The organism is Arthrobacter sp. 10N44_2 (assembly GCF_056394385.1).
Window position 1 is genome coordinate 1 of the sequence record NZ_JBFTHT010000016.1, and the last position, 15,830, is coordinate 15,830.

The 15,830-nt window shown below is 68.1% G+C and carries 14 protein-coding genes; 6 read left to right on the forward strand and 8 right to left on the reverse strand.

Features of this window, described 5'->3' with window-relative positions:
* Positions 1-777: HNH endonuclease (locus AC1DBX_RS15785; protein ID WP_476932192.1), on the forward strand; the 777-nt coding region annotated here is incomplete at its 5' end.
* Positions 778-835: 58 nt separating this feature from the next.
* Here the strand turns inward: AC1DBX_RS15785 and AC1DBX_RS15790 are convergent.
* From AC1DBX_RS15790 to AC1DBX_RS15805, 4 genes are all read right to left on the reverse strand, one after another.
* Positions 836-1,411, reverse strand: coding sequence for a hypothetical protein (locus AC1DBX_RS15790; RefSeq protein WP_476932193.1), 576 nt, complete (start codon positions 1,409-1,411; stop codon positions 836-838).
* 200 nt (positions 1,412-1,611) lie between these two features.
* Entirely contained in the window at positions 1,612-4,158 is a 2,547-nt protein-coding gene (locus AC1DBX_RS15795) for an MMPL family transporter (protein WP_476932194.1), read from the reverse strand.
* A 1-nt stretch (position 4,159) separates the two neighbouring features.
* Positions 4,160-4,861 carry a TetR/AcrR family transcriptional regulator gene (locus tag AC1DBX_RS15800; RefSeq protein WP_476849346.1) on the reverse strand — a complete coding sequence of 234 codons (702 nt, stop codon included), beginning with the start codon at positions 4,859-4,861 and terminating at the stop codon, positions 4,160-4,162.
* A gap of 72 nt (positions 4,862-4,933) precedes the next feature.
* Complete coding sequence (locus AC1DBX_RS15805; protein WP_476856510.1) at positions 4,934-5,332, reverse strand: YbjQ family protein; 399 nt, start codon at positions 5,330-5,332, stop codon at positions 4,934-4,936.
* A 205-nt stretch (positions 5,333-5,537) separates the two neighbouring features.
* On the opposite strand from AC1DBX_RS15805, the gene AC1DBX_RS15810 reads away from it, so the two are divergent.
* The gene (locus AC1DBX_RS15810) at positions 5,538-6,092 is read left to right on the forward strand and encodes a hypothetical protein (RefSeq protein ID WP_476932195.1); all 555 of its coding nucleotides are present in this window, start codon (positions 5,538-5,540) and stop codon (positions 6,090-6,092) included.
* Between the two features lie 104 nt (positions 6,093-6,196).
* Here the strand turns inward: AC1DBX_RS15810 and AC1DBX_RS15815 are convergent, their stop codons facing one another.
* The 4 genes from AC1DBX_RS15815 to AC1DBX_RS15830 form a co-directional block, all read right to left on the reverse strand.
* A complete protein-coding gene (locus tag AC1DBX_RS15815) occupies positions 6,197-7,642 on the reverse strand; it encodes a dicarboxylate/amino acid:cation symporter (protein WP_476932196.1) in 1,446 nt (481 codons plus the stop codon).
* 265 nt (positions 7,643-7,907) lie between these two features.
* Entirely contained in the window at positions 7,908-9,608 is a 1,701-nt protein-coding gene (locus AC1DBX_RS15820) for a DUF885 domain-containing protein (protein ID WP_476932197.1), read from the reverse strand.
* A gap of 120 nt (positions 9,609-9,728) precedes the next feature.
* Positions 9,729-9,962: an acyl-CoA carboxylase subunit epsilon gene (locus tag AC1DBX_RS15825; RefSeq protein WP_459385969.1), complete on the reverse strand. Its 234-nt coding sequence runs from the start codon at positions 9,960-9,962 to the stop codon at positions 9,729-9,731.
* 77 nt (positions 9,963-10,039) lie between these two features.
* On the reverse strand, positions 10,040-11,623 hold the full coding sequence (locus AC1DBX_RS15830) for an acyl-CoA carboxylase subunit beta (RefSeq protein ID WP_028278320.1): 1,584 nt from the start codon (positions 11,621-11,623) through the stop codon (positions 10,040-10,042).
* 204 nt (positions 11,624-11,827) lie between these two features.
* Between AC1DBX_RS15830 and AC1DBX_RS15835 the strand changes: the two genes are divergently transcribed.
* From AC1DBX_RS15835 to AC1DBX_RS15850, 4 genes are all read left to right on the forward strand, one after another.
* Positions 11,828-12,718, forward strand: coding sequence for an SDR family oxidoreductase (locus AC1DBX_RS15835; RefSeq protein ID WP_223914095.1), 891 nt, complete (start codon positions 11,828-11,830; stop codon positions 12,716-12,718).
* 185 nt (positions 12,719-12,903) lie between these two features.
* The gene (locus AC1DBX_RS15840; protein WP_476859096.1) at positions 12,904-13,842 is read left to right on the forward strand and encodes a biotin--[acetyl-CoA-carboxylase] ligase; all 939 of its coding nucleotides are present in this window, start codon (positions 12,904-12,906) and stop codon (positions 13,840-13,842) included.
* On the forward strand, positions 13,835-14,434 hold the full coding sequence (locus AC1DBX_RS15845; protein WP_476887188.1) for a PH domain-containing protein: 600 nt from the start codon (positions 13,835-13,837) through the stop codon (positions 14,432-14,434). Before AC1DBX_RS15840 ends, AC1DBX_RS15845 begins: the two co-directional genes overlap by 8 nt.
* On the forward strand, positions 14,424-15,722 hold the full coding sequence (locus AC1DBX_RS15850) for an adenylate/guanylate cyclase domain-containing protein (RefSeq protein WP_476932198.1): 1,299 nt from the start codon (positions 14,424-14,426) through the stop codon (positions 15,720-15,722). Before AC1DBX_RS15845 ends, AC1DBX_RS15850 begins: the two co-directional genes overlap by 11 nt.
* Positions 15,723-15,830 lie beyond the last annotated feature (108 nt).

A 15,830-nucleotide genomic window follows, 5' to 3' on the forward strand; every position in this document is an offset into this window, starting at 1 on the left:
GTGACCGCCGGCGTCGCCGTCTACAAGGCCCTCACCGGGCACGCCGACACCCTCCGCGCCGCCGGGGACCCGAGGGGCCGCGGGCAGCTCATGGCCGATGCCCTGGTCGAACGCACCACCGGCACCCCCGGCGGGATCACCGGCGTCGAAATCCAGCTCGTCATCACCGACCGCACCCTGTTCCAGGGCAACGCCGAACCCGCCGTCCTGCCCGGCTACGGCACCGTCCCCGCCGGCTGGGCCCGGGAACGCATCGGCGCCGGGACGAACGCCGAGGACCGGACCTTCAACACCTGGCTCCGCCGGCTCTACACCCACCCCGGCACCGGCGAGCTCGTGGGGATGGACTCCCGCGCCCGGCTCTTCCCACCCGGCCTGCGCCGCTTCATCCAAACCAGAGACGATACCTGCCGCACCCCGTACTGCGACGCGCCCATCCGCCACCTGGACCACATCGTGCCCTGGCACACCGGCGGCCCGACCGCCACGGACAACGCCGCCGGACTTTGCGAAGCCTGCAACCACACCAAAGAAACCCCCGGCTGGAAAGCACGCCCCAGCCCTGAAGCCGCACCCGGATCCGCCTCGAGCATCGGCGCGAGGCACACCCTCGAACTCACCACCCCCACCGGCCACACGTACCGTTCCACAGCGCCGCCCCTGCCCGGAACGCCTGCCGGCGAAGCGAGTGCGGATTCCCGCCGCCAGCGCCGCGACGAGCGGCATCGCGCGAAGACGCTCAAGCGTATGCGGCACTCAGGCTCACTGGCGGCCTGAGCGGCCCGGCTTCACGTGGTTTGAGATGCACTTTCTCCCGATGAAGGAAGTGGGACGGTCAGAGGAGTCGGCTGGTTAGGAATCGCTCAATGGCCGTGAACACCTGAACGTGCGCGGCCAAGGAGGCACGCCAGTCCTTCGGGACTTCCAACGAGTGATTGGCGTCCAGAATGTCAACGAACGTCGGTGCGGTTTCTGACAACGCAGCGGTTGCCCAAAACTTGTCTTTGGATCCACCGATGAGCAAATCCGGCTTACTTGTTTCAGCAAGTGTCCGCCGAATGACGTCATCCGTGAGGATCGGTGTGAGCCAAATAGCTGGCACTTGAGCCTCTTCCGCCCAAGGAATAGAGAACGAGCCAAACGACTTGGCCACGATGAGTCGATGGTCGGCGTGCGGAAACTCGGCGAACGCCTGCTGAACTGCACGAGCCGCGAACCCGTGGGGGTCATCCCCAGGTTCATCATCGTCGGTCCAGCGAATTGCCTGCACTTGCCAGCCGCGGTCTCGCAACTGTTCTGCAGACCAGTAAAGAAGAGGCGATTCGACCTTGTACCCCGCACCCGGCACGAGAACGGCGACGTTGGTCTCGCCGTGAGTGGACTCACAGCCCGGCCAGAGGAAAGTTTCCATGCCGGAGATACTACCGACAGGGCTTGCTCTCCGGCCGGATGGCAGAAGTTAGTGAGCAAAGTTCGAATGTGACCCGTTGCGGCGTTGGTGGGGAACCGGCGTCGAACGGATCTCAAGCTGTCCAGGCTTGCACGCACAAAAAAGCCGCCCGCCGATCAGAATGATCAGCGGGCGGCTTTAGGGCAACTCGTCGGCGGGCTTTAGCGCGCGCCGATCTCCTCCGGCTCGGGCTCGCTGTCGGCCGAAGCTGAGGCTGAAGCCGCGGGCCGGAGCTTGGCGCCCTCGACATCGACGTCCGGCAGGATCCGGTCCAGCCAGCGGGGCAGCCACCACGCCTTCTCGCCGAGCAGGTACATCACGGCAGGAACAATCGTCATGCGGACCACAAACGCGTCCACCAGGACACCGAAGGCCATCGCGAAGCCAAGCGGCCGGACCATGTTCAGGTGCGAGAAGATGAAGCCGGCGAACACGCTGACCATGATGATGGCGGCGGCGGTGACTACGGACGCGGCATGGCTGAAGCCGGTGCGGACCGCATGCCGGGCCGATTCCCCGTGCATGAAGGACTCACGCATGCCCGAGGTGATGAACACCTGGTAGTCCATGGCCAGCCCGAACAGCACGCCGATCAGGATGATTGGCAGGAAGCTCAGCACGGCGCCCGGGTTTTCGACGCCGAACACCGTTCCCAGCCAGCCCCACTGGTAGACCGCGACGACGGCTCCGAAGGCGGCCGCGAGCGAGAGCAGGAAACCGCCCGTGGCCAGCAGCGGCACCACGATGGAGCGGAACACGAGCAACAGCAGGATCAGGGACAGCCCGACGACGATGGCCAGGTACGGGGGCAGGGCATCGCCGAGTTTGGCGGAGACGTCGACGTTGCCGGCAGTCTGCCCCGTGAGGCCGATGCTGACCCCGGTGGAATCCTTGATGCGGTCCTTTTCGGCGCGCAGCTCGGAGACCACCTGGACAGTGCTCGCGCTGGCCGGGCCCTCCCGCGGGATGACCTGGAACACCGCGGTGCGGCGGTCCTCGCTCAGCGCCACCGGAATGGCGGCGGTGACGTTGCCAGTGCCGCGGAGGATGTCGGCGACGTCGAGCTGCTTGGCTGTGGCTTCCTCCGCGCTCAGGCCGGCCGGGAAGTCGCCCACCACCACGATCGGGCCCGTCATGCCTTCGCCGAAGCTGCGGCCGGTGACGTCATAGGCCTTGAACGCCTGCGACTCCACAGGCTCGGACCCGCCGTCGGGCAGGGCCAGCCGCAACTGGCTGGCCGGCAGCGCCACGATGCCCAGCAGCAGGACGCCGGCCAGCAGTGCCAGGACCGGGTGCCGGGTGACGAGTCCGCCCCAGCCCTGTTTGCTGCGGCGTTCGTCGCGGGCACGGTCCGCGCTCTCGTGGCCGGGGGCGGCGTTGTGCTTCTCCGCCTTGGCCCAGACGCGGCGGGAGATGAGTCTGGGCCCGATCAGGGACAGCATGGCAGGGGTGAGGGTCAGGGCGACGACGACGGCGACTGCCACCGTTGCGGCGGCGGACAGGCCCATCACGGCCAGGAAGGGAAGGCCCGGGATCACGAGGGCCGCGAGGGCGATGATGACGGTCAGGCCCGCGAACAGCACCGCGTTGCCGGAGGTGCCGGTGGCGAGGGCGACGGATTCCTCGCCGTCCATGCCGGCCAGGAGCTGGCCGCGGTGCCGGTTGACGATGAACAGGGAGTAGTCGATGCCGACGGCGAGGCCCAGCATAAGCGCCAACATCGGGGAGATGGAACTCATGTCGACGGCGCCGCTGAGGGCAAAGGTGCCGCCGACGCCCACCGCCACACCGACCAGGGCCATCAGCAGGGGGAGCCCGGCGGCGATCAGGGTTCCCAGCATGACGATGAGCACCAGCGCCGCGATGGCGATGCCGAGGATCTCCGAGATGCCGAACAGTTCGGAGACGTCCTCTGTGATTTCCTTGCTGGCCAGGGCGGTCACGCCGGCAGAGGAGACTTCGTGGGCGATGTCCTGGACCTGCTGGCGCACGGCGGGGGCCAGCCCGTTGATCGAGGTCTTGAACTGGACCTGGGCGATTGCCGCAGTGCCGTCCTCGGATACGAACCGCATGCCCTGCGAGGCCTCCAACTGGCGTTTGGCCAGGGCGAGCTTGGCCGCGCCGGCCTCGAGTTCCTTGGTCCCGGCGTCGAGCTTCTCCTGGCCCGCGGCGAGGGCAGCCTTCTGCTGGCCAAGCTGGGCGTCGATGGCCTCGGCGGACATGCCGGCCGCGGTCATCTGCTGCTCGGCGGCGGCCAGCTGGGCCTTGCCGGCGGCCAGTCGGGCGGCCGACGCGTCCAGCTGCGCCTGTCCTGCGGATGCCTGCTGCTCGCCGGCGGCAAGGTCCGTGACGGCCTTGTCCAGCTGGGCCTGGGTGGCGAACGGGTCCACGGTGCCCTGAACATCGGGGAGGGCTTTCAGCTTGGTCAGCGCAGCCGAGACCGCGTCCTTGCCGGCCTGCGTGAACTGGCCGTTCTGCGACTCGAAGACGATGCCGGCCGAGCCGCCGGAGGACTTGGGCAGCTCCTGCTTCAGCTTGTCCGCCATCTGCTGGGTTTCAGTGCCGGGGATCTGGAAGTTGTTGGACATGGTGCCGTGGAAGGCCGCAGCCGCGCCGCCGACGGCCACCAGGACGGCGAGCCAGAGGGAGATGACGAGCCAGCGGTGGCGGTAGGAGAACTTGCCGAGACGGTAGAGCAACAGGGCCATGTCAGTGCCGATCTGGGGAAGGGGTGGCGGGGGAGTGGGACGCGAATCCGGAGCCGAGGAGGCCCATGGAATCGATCAGGAGCTGGCGCAGGACGGACAGGGACTCGGGGGTCAGGTCGCCGCCGCAGCGGGCAAACCAGACATCCATGGCGGCTTTTCCGCACGAGATGACGGAGCCGGCGAGGGCGCGGAGGTAGAGCTCGTCGACGTCGCCGGCCGCCGTCAGCGCAAAGCGTTCGCGGGCGGCTTCGATGATCTGTTCGGTGCAGTGGTCCCATGCTTCCAGCTCGGAGCGGCTGAGCTGGGGGTTGGTCTGGCCCAGGCTGTAGAGCTCGGCCACCGGTGCGACGGTCATGGGATCGGCCAGTTCAACGAGGGCTGCGCGGGCCGATTCCAGGATGGGCTCGCCTGCCGGGCGGAGCCGGAACTGCTGAAGTGCCGTGTCCAGGAAGCCGAACGTCACCGAGGCGAGCGCCGCCTCGGTGCTGCCGAAGTAGTTGAAGAACGTGCGCCGGGAGATCCCGGCGGCGTCGGCGATGTCCTCCACCGTGAAGTTTCCGGGTCCCCGCGTGCGGAGCAGGTCCATGGCGGCGTCCGTGATGGCCTGCCGGGTAGCGGCCTTGTTTAGTTCGCGGCGCGAGGGGACACCGGGGTCGCCGGATGCGGCGGCGTGGGCGGCGGAGGGGGAGGGCGATGGGGACACGCGCTTACACTACGTGCATGTTTGCACTCTGGGCAAGTATTTTCCAGGGGTGGGGGCTGGCAGGATTGGCGCTCAAGGCTTGAGCTGGGCTGCCGCGTCGCCGGAATTGGTCAGGTAGATCGACTGGCCCGTTGCCCCGGGCTCATTCTGCGAGAGCGGAATGGCAAAAACGGCTGTGCCGTAGGCGCAGATCTCCGTCCAGTTCTGCCCGATCGCCGATGTATCGAAGCGCATGGTAACGATGGCGTTGGCGCCGCGCTGCTCGGCCTCGGCCACCATCCGGGCCATGACATCCTGCCGGCTGTCGTAGAGGGCCCGCGTCATTTCCAGCACCTCGCCGCCGCCCAGGGAACGGAAGCCCGCCATGAGCTGGGCCGTGATGTCCCGGGAGCGGACGGTCAGGCCCATGACTTCGCCGAAGACGGCGTCGATCCGGTGGCCCGGGATGTCATTCGAAGTGACGATCAGCATGCCCAGAGCCTATCCACCTTTGCCGCCATTGTGCCCTCTTTTTGCCCTCTGGGCGTCCCTGCCGGATTCACAGGAAAGTGAAAGCTGGGAAACAGCTATCTCTGCTGGGGCAGGTGCAGACTGGAGATGCTCGTGGAGCAGCCTTCCCCGGACGAACCATCAGCTTCAAGCGCCGTCACCGCGCGGCAGATCCAGGAGACAGCAGATGTCACGCACAACGAAAATCGCACTCGGCCTCGGGGCGGCGACCGTTGCACTGGGCGCAGGGCTCGGGGTCGCCGGGATGGCCTCCGCCACCACGACGCCGACGCCCGCCCCGACACCCAGCTCGAGTGCTCCCGGGAACAACTTCGCCGACGGCTACGGCATGCGCGGTGGACACCGGGGCCACGGCGGTGCGGAGTTCGGCTCCCGCGCCAAAGAACTCGCCGCCAAGCTCGGCGTCGACGAGGCGAAGGTCACCGACGCCCTGAAGACTTTCCGCGAAGCCAACAGGCCGGCCACCCCGCCGGCCCCAGGGCAGAAGCCGGACCGCGCCGCAATGGAGAAGGCCCTGGCCGCGTCCCTGGCGAAGTCGCTCGGCATCGATGAAGCCAAGGTCACCGCTGCCCTGGAGGAATTGCGTACCGCGGAACAGGCCAATCACGCCGCGGCACTGAAGCCCCGGCTGGACCAGGCCGTCAAGGACGGCACCCTGACCCAGGCAGAAGCGGACGCAGTCACCAAGGCCGCCGAAAAGGGTGTGATCGGCGGACACTAGGCCCGTGAGGGCTGGGGCCGAGGCCGGCTAAAGCCGAAGCCGGTAAACCAGAGAAGTCCCCGGGGATTCCCTGGGGACTTCTCTGGTGAACACTCGTTCTGTTGTTACGCCCTGGCGCCAGCCAGTTCCCGCTCGTCCCGTCCTGCCGCGGGAGTGGCGGCGGCGGAGGGGTCGACGGCGGCGGTGCCATCGACGTCGTCGCTAAACGGATCGCCGTTCCGCGGCGCGTTGTACAGCGTTTCGTCCAGGATGCCCTGGCGCTTGGCCACGATCGCCGGGATCAATGCCTGCCCGGCCACGTTGACGGCGGTGCGTCCCATGTCCAGGATCGGGTCGATGGCCAGCAGCAGGCCGACGCCGGCCAGCGGCAGTCCCAGCGTGGAGAGCGTCAGCGTCAGCATCACGACGGCGCCCGTAGTGCCGGCGGTCGCGGCAGAGCCGAGCACGGACACCAGTGCGATCAGCAGGTACTGGGTGAAGTCGAGCTGGATGCCGAAGAACTGGGCCACGAAAATCGCCGCCACGGCCGGGTAGATCGCCGCGCAGCCGTCCATCTTGGTGGTCGCGCCTAGCGGCACGGCGAAGGAGGCGTAGGCGCGGGGGACACCCAGGCTTCGTTCGGTCACGCGCTGGGTCAGCGGCAGGGTGCCGATCGAGGAGCGGGAGACGAAGGCCAGCTGCACGGCCGGCCACACGCCGGAGTAGTACTGCTTGATGGACAGTCCGTGGCTGCGGATCAGCACGGGGTAGACCACGAACAGCACGAGCGCCAGGCCGATGTAGATCGCCACGGTGAACTTGCCGAGCGAGCCGATGGTGTCCCAGCCGTAGACGGCCACGGCGTTGCCGATCAGGCCGATCGTGCCCAGCGGCGCGATCCGGATGATCCACCAGAGGACCTTCTGGATGACGGCGAGGGCGGAGGCGTTCAGGGCCAGGAACGGCTCGGCCGCCTTGCCCACTTTCAGCGCGGCGATGCCGACGGCGATCGCGATTACCAGGATCTGGAGGACGTTGAAGCTCACGGCGGTGGTGGCGACGCCGTCAGTGACGGTGGTGGTCGCGCCGAGGCCCAGGAAGTTCTTCGGGAACAGCCCGGTCAGGAAGGCCCACCAGTCACCGGACTTGCCGGCGTACTTCGCTTCCTGGCTGATGCCGGTTCCGGCGCCGGGCTGCAGCAGCACGCCCAGGCCGATGCCGATCAGCACGGCGATTAGCGAGGTGATCGCGAACCAGAGCAGCGTGTTCCAAGCCAGCCGGGCCGCGTTGGAAACGGCGCGCAGGTTGGAAATTGAGCTGACGACGGCGGTGAAGATCAGGGGGACCACGGCGGTCTGCAGCAGCGAGACGTAGCTCGAGCCGATGGTCTGCAGCGTGGTGCCGAGGGCGTTGGGGTTGGCCTTGGTGCTGCCGGTGTACTTGGCCAGCAGGCCAAGGCCCAGGCCGACGATCAGGGCGGCAATGATCTGGAAGCCGAACGAGCCGGCCCATTTGGGCAGCTGGAACCCGGTCTTTCCAGCGGGTGCGGGGGTGCTTGTCTGAGTGGTCACCGGAACACGCTAGGACCGTTGCCAATAGCATGACGAACGGATGTTGAGAAATGTTACGGCGCCACGGGTGGCCCCGCGCCGCGGAATGCCCGGGCTTGCCGCGCCGGCAGGGGCTTTTGTGAAGTTATTCCGGCAAGCGGTGTGGTGATTGTCTCGTCGCCGGGCCGCCCGGGCCGCCCGGTGAGGCGCGAGATGACGGTTCGCGGCAGTGCTCTGGAGACACACTGCCGCGAACTGCCATCCCGGGCAGCCCACGGAACCCGGCTTACCCCAGGAGCGCGCGCTTGAGGGTGTCCAGGCCCACCGAGCCGATGTTCAGGGCCTTCGTGTGGAAGGCCTTGAGGTCGAAGCCGGGGCGGGATTCCAGCTCTTCCCGGATCTGCTCCCAGAGCCGCTGGCCCACCTTGTAGGACGGGGCCTGTCCCGGCCAGCCCAGGTAGCGGGTGAACTCGAACTTCAGCTGCCCCTCGCTGATCGGCAGGTTGGCGCGGAGGAAGTCAAAGCCCTTCTCCGAGGTCCAGATGCCGCTGCCCCAGCGCTCGGGGACTTCGAGTTCCAGGTGCACGCCGATGTCGAACACCACGCGGGCCGCACGCATGCGCTGCATGTCCAGCATGCCCATGTGGTCGCCGGGATCATTGAGGTAGCCGAGCTCCTGCATGAGCTTCTCCGCGTAGAGTGCCCAGCCTTCGCCATGGCCCGAGGTCCAGCACACGCTGCGGCGCCACTTGTTCAGCAGCTCCCGGCGGTAGGTGGCGGTGGCGACCTGGAGGTGGTGGCCGGGCACGCCCTCGTGGTACACGGTGGTGGTTTCGGCCCACGTGGTGAAGGTGTCTTCACCGGCCGGCACGGACCACCACATGCGGCCCGGGCGGCTGAAGTCCTCCGAGGGTCCCGTGTAGTAGATGCCGCCTTCATCGGTGGGCGCGATCCGGCACTCCAGCGTTTTCATGACGTCCGGGATCTCGAAGTGGACGCCGGCGAGCTCCGCGACGGCTTTGTCGGACAGTTCCTGCATCCAGGCCTGGAGGGCGTCGGTGCCCTTGAGCTGGCGGGCGGGATCGTTGTTGAGGATCTCTTTGGCTTCCTCCACCGTGGCGCCGGGCCGGATTTCGCCAGCCACCCGTTCCTGTTCGGCGATGAGGCGGTCGAGTTCCTGGACACCCCAAGCGTAGGTCTCCTCCAGGTCCACGGTGGCGCCGAGGAAGTCCCGGGAGGCCAGGGCGTAGCGGGCGCGGCCCACAGCGTCCTTGGCCGGGGCGACGGGCAGGAGCTCGGACTCGAGGAAACCTGCGAGCCGGGAGTACGCCACCCGGGCAGCTGCCGCGCCGGCGTCGAGCCGGGACTGCAGTTCCGCCGGGAGCGGGCCGTCCGCGGTCTTGGCGCCGGCGGCGAGCTTGGCGAAGAAGCCGTCGTCCGCGGCGTGCTTGGTGGCCTGCTCGATCACGATCGAAACCTGGCGGGCCGCGGCCACTTTGCCGTCCTGCATCGCCGAACGCAGCGACTCGATGTAGCCGTCGATGGCGGCGGTGACATTGTGGGCCCGGCCCGCGATGTGCTCCCACTGCCCGGCGGTATCCGTCGGCATGAGGTCAAAGATCGCGCGGATGTCCTGGGACGGGGAGGCGATGTTGTTCAGATCGGCCGTGGCCCAGCCCGATTCGTGGATTTCCAGCTGCAGGCCCAGCCGCTCGCGCATGGCGTCGAGGGTGACGGCGTCGACGTCGTCAGCCGGCTCCAGCCCGTCCAGCGCCACAAGTGCCTCGCGGGCGGCGGCCGCGAATTCCTCGTGGCCGGCGGGGGAGAAATCCTGGTACTCCGTCTCGTGCCCGGGCAGGCCGAGTTCGGTGGCGAAGCTCGGGTTAAGCCGGATCAGGGTGTCCGTGTAGGCGTCGGCGACGGCGTCGATGGCCGTCTGCTGGCGCGCGGGGGCAGTGTTGTCTGAGGCGATGATTTCGGTAGTCACCCGACGAGACTAGCCCGGCCGCCGCGGTTATGAAAGAGTCACTGAACTTTTTCGCGAGCAACTCTCCCGTGCAGATTTCGGCTGCGGGCAGGCCCTGCCAGGACGCTGAACCGCGTCGGCTCAGCCCAGGCTGCGGCGCCAGGCCTGCGGACCGGGCCTCGGCGCCAGCCGAAGCTGCTGCCGGCGGACCCAGTGCCGGACGCCGGGGCTTTCCGGTGCCGCCTGCTGGGTCTGCCCCAGGGACAGCACGACGGCGGTCAACGCCGCCAGCTCTTCCGGCGTCGGTTCGCCCTTCACGACTGAGAGAAGCGGCGAGTCGAGGCTGTCGGCGGGTCCTTCTGGCCGTGGGCCCACGCCGGCGAGGGACCCGGCCTGAGCTTGCGAAGGCTGGGAGCCGGTGGGGACTTGCGAGGTTAGGGGGCGGGTGGGGCTCACAGCGGGATGTTCCCGTGCTTCTTGGCGGGCAGGGCGGCCCGCTTGTCCCGGAGGGCGCGCAGGCCCTTGATGATCTGCATCCGGGTCTCGGACGGTGCGATGACGGCGTCCACGTAGCCGAGCTGGGCGGCCTGGTAGGGGTTGAGCAGCTCTTCCTCGTACTGGCGGATCACCTCGGCGCGCTTGGCCTCGACGTCGCCGCCGTCCTCGGCCACCGCGGCGAGTTCGCGGCGGTACAGGATGTTCACGGCACCCTGGGCGCCCATGACGCCGATCTGGGCGGTGGGCCAGGCCAGGTTGAGGTCCGCGCCGAGCTTCTTGGAGCCCATCACGATGTAGGCCCCGCCGTAGGCCTTGCGGGTGATCACGGTCAGCTTGGGCACGGTGGCCTCGGCATACGCGTAGAGCAGCTTGGCGCCGCGGCGGATGATGCCCTGGAACTCCTGGTCCTTGCCCGGCAGGAAGCCCGGCACGTCCACGAGCGTGATGATGGGGATGTTGAAGGCATCGCAGTGCCGGACGAAGCGGGCGGCCTTTTCCGAGGCCGCAATGTCCAGGGTGCCGGCGAACTGCATGGGCTGGTTGGCCACGATGCCAACCGTGTGGCCCTCGACCCGGCCGTAGCCGATGATCACGTTCGGGGCATAGAGGGACTGCATCTCGAGGAAGTGGGCGTCGTCGACAATTTGCTCGATGACCTTGCGCATGTCGTACGGCTGGTTGGCCGAGTCCGGGATCAGCGCGTCCAGGGCGAGGTCGTCGTCGTCGACCTCCAGTTCCTGCTGGTGCTCCAGCACCGGGGCCTCGGCGAGGTTGTTGGAGGGCAGGAAGTCGAGCAGTTCGCGGACGAACTCGACGGCGTCGGCCTCGTCGGAGGCCAGGTAAGTCGAGGTGCCGGTGTTGGCGTTGTGCTGCCGGGCGCCGCCGAGGGTTTCCATGTCCACGTCTTCGCCGGTGACGGTCTTGATGACGTCCGGGCCGGTGATGAACATGTGCGAGGTCTTGTCCACCATGACCACATAGTCGGTCAGGGCGGGGGAGTAGGCCGCGCCGCCGGCGGAGGGGCCCATGATCAGCGAGATCTGCGGGACGACGCCGGAGGCGTGGACGTTGTTGCGGAAGATGTCCGCGAACATCGCCAGGGAGGCGACGCCCTCCTGGATGCGGGCACCGCCGCCGTCGAGGATGCCGACCACGGGGCAGCCGTTGCGCAGCGCGAACTCCTGGACCTTGACGATCTTTTCGCCGTTGACCTGGCTCAGCGAGCCGCCGTAGACGGAGAAATCCTGGCTGTAGACCGCGACCGGGCGGCCGTCCACCGTGCCGTAGCCGGAGACGAGGCCGTCGCCGAGGGGCTTCTTCTTCTCCATGCCGAACGCGGTGGAGCGGTGCACGGCCAGCGCATCGAATTCGACGAAGGAGCCGGCGTCCAGCAATAGGTCGATGCGCTCGCGGGCGGTGTTCTTGCCGCGCGCGTGCTGCTTGGCGATCGCTTCCGGGCCGGAGGGCTGTTCGGCACGGGCCTGGCGGTCGCGGAAATCTGCAATCTTTCCCGCAGTCGTGGTCAGATCGTGGCTCATCAAGTTTCTCCGGCTCTGTCGCAAGGTTGTACGGCGCCCGTCGCGTGGGGTCCTTTGGCTGGAATCCACAAAAGCAGGGCTCTGCTGGCAAGTCTAGTGACGGTATTGGCCGGTGCCGCTGTAGGGAACCTACAATTTTCCCGCCGCGAAGCTCCCTCACCACTTTGTTACCCGCCAGTAACATTGGTCGGCTAGAGTGTGGGCATGACTTCAAGCAACGATGCTTCGGGCACCGCCGCAGGGCCGTACCAGGCCGCCGGTTCCCTCCAGGGCCGCACTGTCCTCATCTCCGGGGGCAGCCGTGGCATCGGCCTGGCCATCGCGCTCCGCGCGGCCCGGGACGGCGCCAACATCGTCCTGATGGCCAAGACCGGCCAGCCGCACGCCAGGCTGGAGGGCACCGTGTATACCGCCGCCGAACAGATCGAGGCCGCCGGCGGCCAGGCCCTGCCGCTGGTCGGCGACGTGCGCAACGACGCCGACGTCGCCGGTGCAGTCGGCGCCGCTGTGGACCACTTTGGCGGGATCGACGTCGTCATCAACAATGCGTCGGCGATTGACCTCTCCACCACCGACGACGTGGACATGAAGCGCTACGACCTCATGCAGGACATCAACGTGCGCGGGACGTTCCTGCTCTCGAAGATGGCGCTGCCGGCCCTGCGCGCCTCCGGGGCCGGGCACATCCTCACCCTCTCCCCGCCCCTGAACCTGGATCCGAAGTGGGCCGGCCTGCACCTGGCCTACACCATGGCCAAATACGGCATGAGCCTGACCACGCTGGGGCTGGCCGAGGAACTCAAGGCCGACGGCGTCGCCGTGAACTCACTCTGGCCGTGTACCTTGATCGACACCGCGGCGATCCGCAACATGCCCGGCGGCGACATGATCGTCAAGGGCGCCCGCAGCCCCGAAATCATGGCCGACGCCGCCCACGCCGTGCTGACCGGTGGCAACGCGGTCCCCGCCCACGGCAGCCGGAGCGGTAACTTCTACACCGATGAACAGGTTCTCGCGGCGGCAGGGGTGACGGACTTCAGCCCGTACAGCCTCGGCGCGCCCGAGAACCAGCTCGTCCCGGACATCTTCCTCTGAACTTGCTGGGTGTTTTGCGGCCGTCTGCCCTGCGGAATTTCCCCTCATTTGGCGGCCGGGCGCCGGAATCAGCGGTGTGTCCGGCCGACACGCCGGACATCCCGGCCAAAGGTGGGGAGTTTCGGCGGAGGCATGTGAGGCAGACGGCCGGGGCCCCGGTGCGCTTTCCTCGGTAGGATTCAAGGATGGAAACCGCGCAGGAAACCCCGGACCGTCCGCCCCTGGACCTGAGTGCCCTCAGCGATGAGGCGTTCCTGTCCGCGAACGGAATTCCGCGCCTGACGGTGCTTGAGTCCACCGGCTCCACCAACGCTGATCTCCTCCGCGGGGTGACCGAGGATCCCGGCGCGTGGCCGGACCTGTCAGTGCTGACCGCCGAGTACCAGAGCGACGCGCGCGGCCGGCTCGACCGCCGGTGGGAGGCGCCGGCCCGCAGTTCGGTCTCCGTCTCCCTGGTGCTCCTGCCAGTCAACGCGGCCGGCCGGCCGCTGCCGACCCACAGGTACTCCTGGCTCTCCCTCCTGGCGGCCCTCGCCCTGCGTGAGGCCCTGACGGAAACGGCAGGCCTTCCGGCGGAACTCAAATGGCCCAACGACGTCCTGGTCCGGGGCCGGAAGATCGCCGGCATCCTGGCCCAGCTCGGCCCGCTCGGCGCCGGCGGCGCGCCGCCGGTCATCCTCGGCACCGGCCTGAACGTCACGCTGACGGAGCCCGAACTCCCGGTTCCCACCGCCACCTCCGTGCTGCTGGAGAATCCCGACACAGTGGACCGGACGGAGCTCCTGAAGAGCTACCTGTCCCGCTTCGCCACCCTGTACCGGAGTTTCTGCAACGCCGACGGCGACCCCACCGCCGGCATGGCCGGTGGCCCGTCGCTGCACAAACGCGTGGAGCACCTCCTCTCAACCCTCGGCAAGCAGGTCCGGGCCCAACTCCCGGGCGACCACGAGATCATTGGCCACGCCACGCGCCTGGACGAATACGGCTCACTCCTGGTGGTCGATGCCGCGGGCCATGAACATGTGGTGACCGCCGGCGACGTCGTGCACCTGAGGCCGTGGAACCCGGCCGGGACCGGCGGCCAGGGCACCGGCAGCGGCGGAGCAGAAAGCGGCTATGCGTAGAGTGCTCCTGCCGGGAGAGCAAGTGATTGTGGTGACCCGGCCCCAGCCCAGGATGCTCATTGTCCCGGCGCTGATGTTCATTGTTGTTCCGGCCTTGGCCGCGTACGCCTGCGCCTGGGTTGTCAAGGGCGGTCCGGCGCGGCTCGTCCCCCTCGTCCCGAAAGAGTGGACGCCCTGGCTCCTCGCCGTGTGCCTGGCGTTGGCGGCGTGGGTGCTGCTGGGCTATTGCCTCCCGCGGGTCATTGCGTGGCACGCCACCCGCTACATCCTCACCAGCCAGCGCATAGTTGCCCGATACGGCATGTTACGGCGGCGCGATGAACAGATACCCCTCGCCGCCGTCCGGCATGTGGCCATTGAGCAATCCTTGTTGCAGCGCCTATTGCACTCCGGGAATATATCCTTGGAGACCGGGTACCCCCTTGGAACGGTGGTCCCCGATGTCCCGGAGGTCGCGACATTCCGTAATTTCCTGCTGGACGCCATCGACGACCTCCCGCAGGGCGAGGTGTCCGGCGCCGATGGCATGACCTACAACCCGGGCGAGGCCTGGCCGTGGGAGACGAGAGAAGGTGGAAGAGATGAACGCTGAGAACGTCCACCAGGACATCGATCTCGCTGCCCCGGATTTGCCCCGGGAGCCCGAGGACGCCGCCGGTTCGGCTGCCGCCGACAGCGACGCCGGGACCGCCTTCGGCGCCGAAGCCGGCGCGCTCATCGAACCCGAACTCGAACCCGACGAAGTCGAGCCCGAAGAACCCGCCGAACCCGAACTCGAACCCGACGAAGTCGAGCCCGAAGAACCCGCCGAACCCGTGGCCCCGCCCACCGGCACGATGTCCGCTGAACGGCTCGCCGCCAAGGCCCTGGAAGCGCGGCTGCTGGGCGGAGAACGCAAGCTTCGGCGTCGTGAAGTCGCCGCCGGTGCGGGGCTCTCGCTGCTCTCTGCCCGGAAACTTTGGCGCGCCCTGGGTTTTCCCAACCTCGGGGATGAAGATGTCGCCTTCACCGAGCGTGACCAGGCCGCCCTGTCCACCATCGTGGACCTGGTGCGCGACGGCAAGCTCACCGAGGAAGCCGCAATCTCCATCACCCGGGCCATCGGCCAGATGACCGACCGGATGGTGGTGTGGCAGATCGAGGCCCTCGTGGAGGACATGGTCCAGGAACATGGCGTGACTGACGCCGTCGCCCGCAAGCGGCTCGTCAGCGAGTTGCCGAACCTGATCGACCCCCTCGAGGAGATGCTCGCCTACTCCTGGCGCCGCCAGCTCAACGCCGGTGTGCAGCGCCTGGCCGTCCGGGCCGAAGCCGGGCTGCAGTCCAGCGAAGAGGGCCGCGAAGGCGACGAGGACGATGCGCCCCTGCCGTTGGCCCGGGCGGTCGGCTTCGCCGACCTTGTCTCGTACACCAGCCTGTCCCGCCGGATGAACGAGAAGACGCTCGCCCAGCTGGTGCAGCGCTTCGAGAACAAGTGCGCCGAAATCATCTCGGTCGGCGGCGGCCGGCTGGTCAAGACCGTCGGCGACGAGGTCCTGTACATTGCCGAGACTCCGGCGGCCGGCGCCGAGATTTCCCTGGCCCTGTCCCGCGCCTTCACCGACGACGAGATCCTGCCCCAGGCCCGCGTGGCCATGGTCTGGGGCCGCATCCTCTCCCGCCTCGGCGACATCTACGGACCCACCGTCAACCTCGCCGCCCGCCTGACGGCTCTCGCGGACCCTGGAACCGTGCTGGTGGATTCGATGACCGCGGCCGCGCTGGAGCAGGACGAACGCTTCGTCCTGGTGCCCCGGCCGGCCGAGGACGTCCGCGGGTTTGGTGAAATCCACCCGGTGCAGCTGCAGCCCGGCAGCGGCCGGGGCCTGATCCTGGACTGAACGCCGGATCAGCCCGCCGGCAGGCCGTGGCGGGCTTCTCAGCTGAGCGGCGCATATGCAATAGTCGGACCGGCAGTTGCGATCCGGCCGGGTTGTGAACGCCGTCAA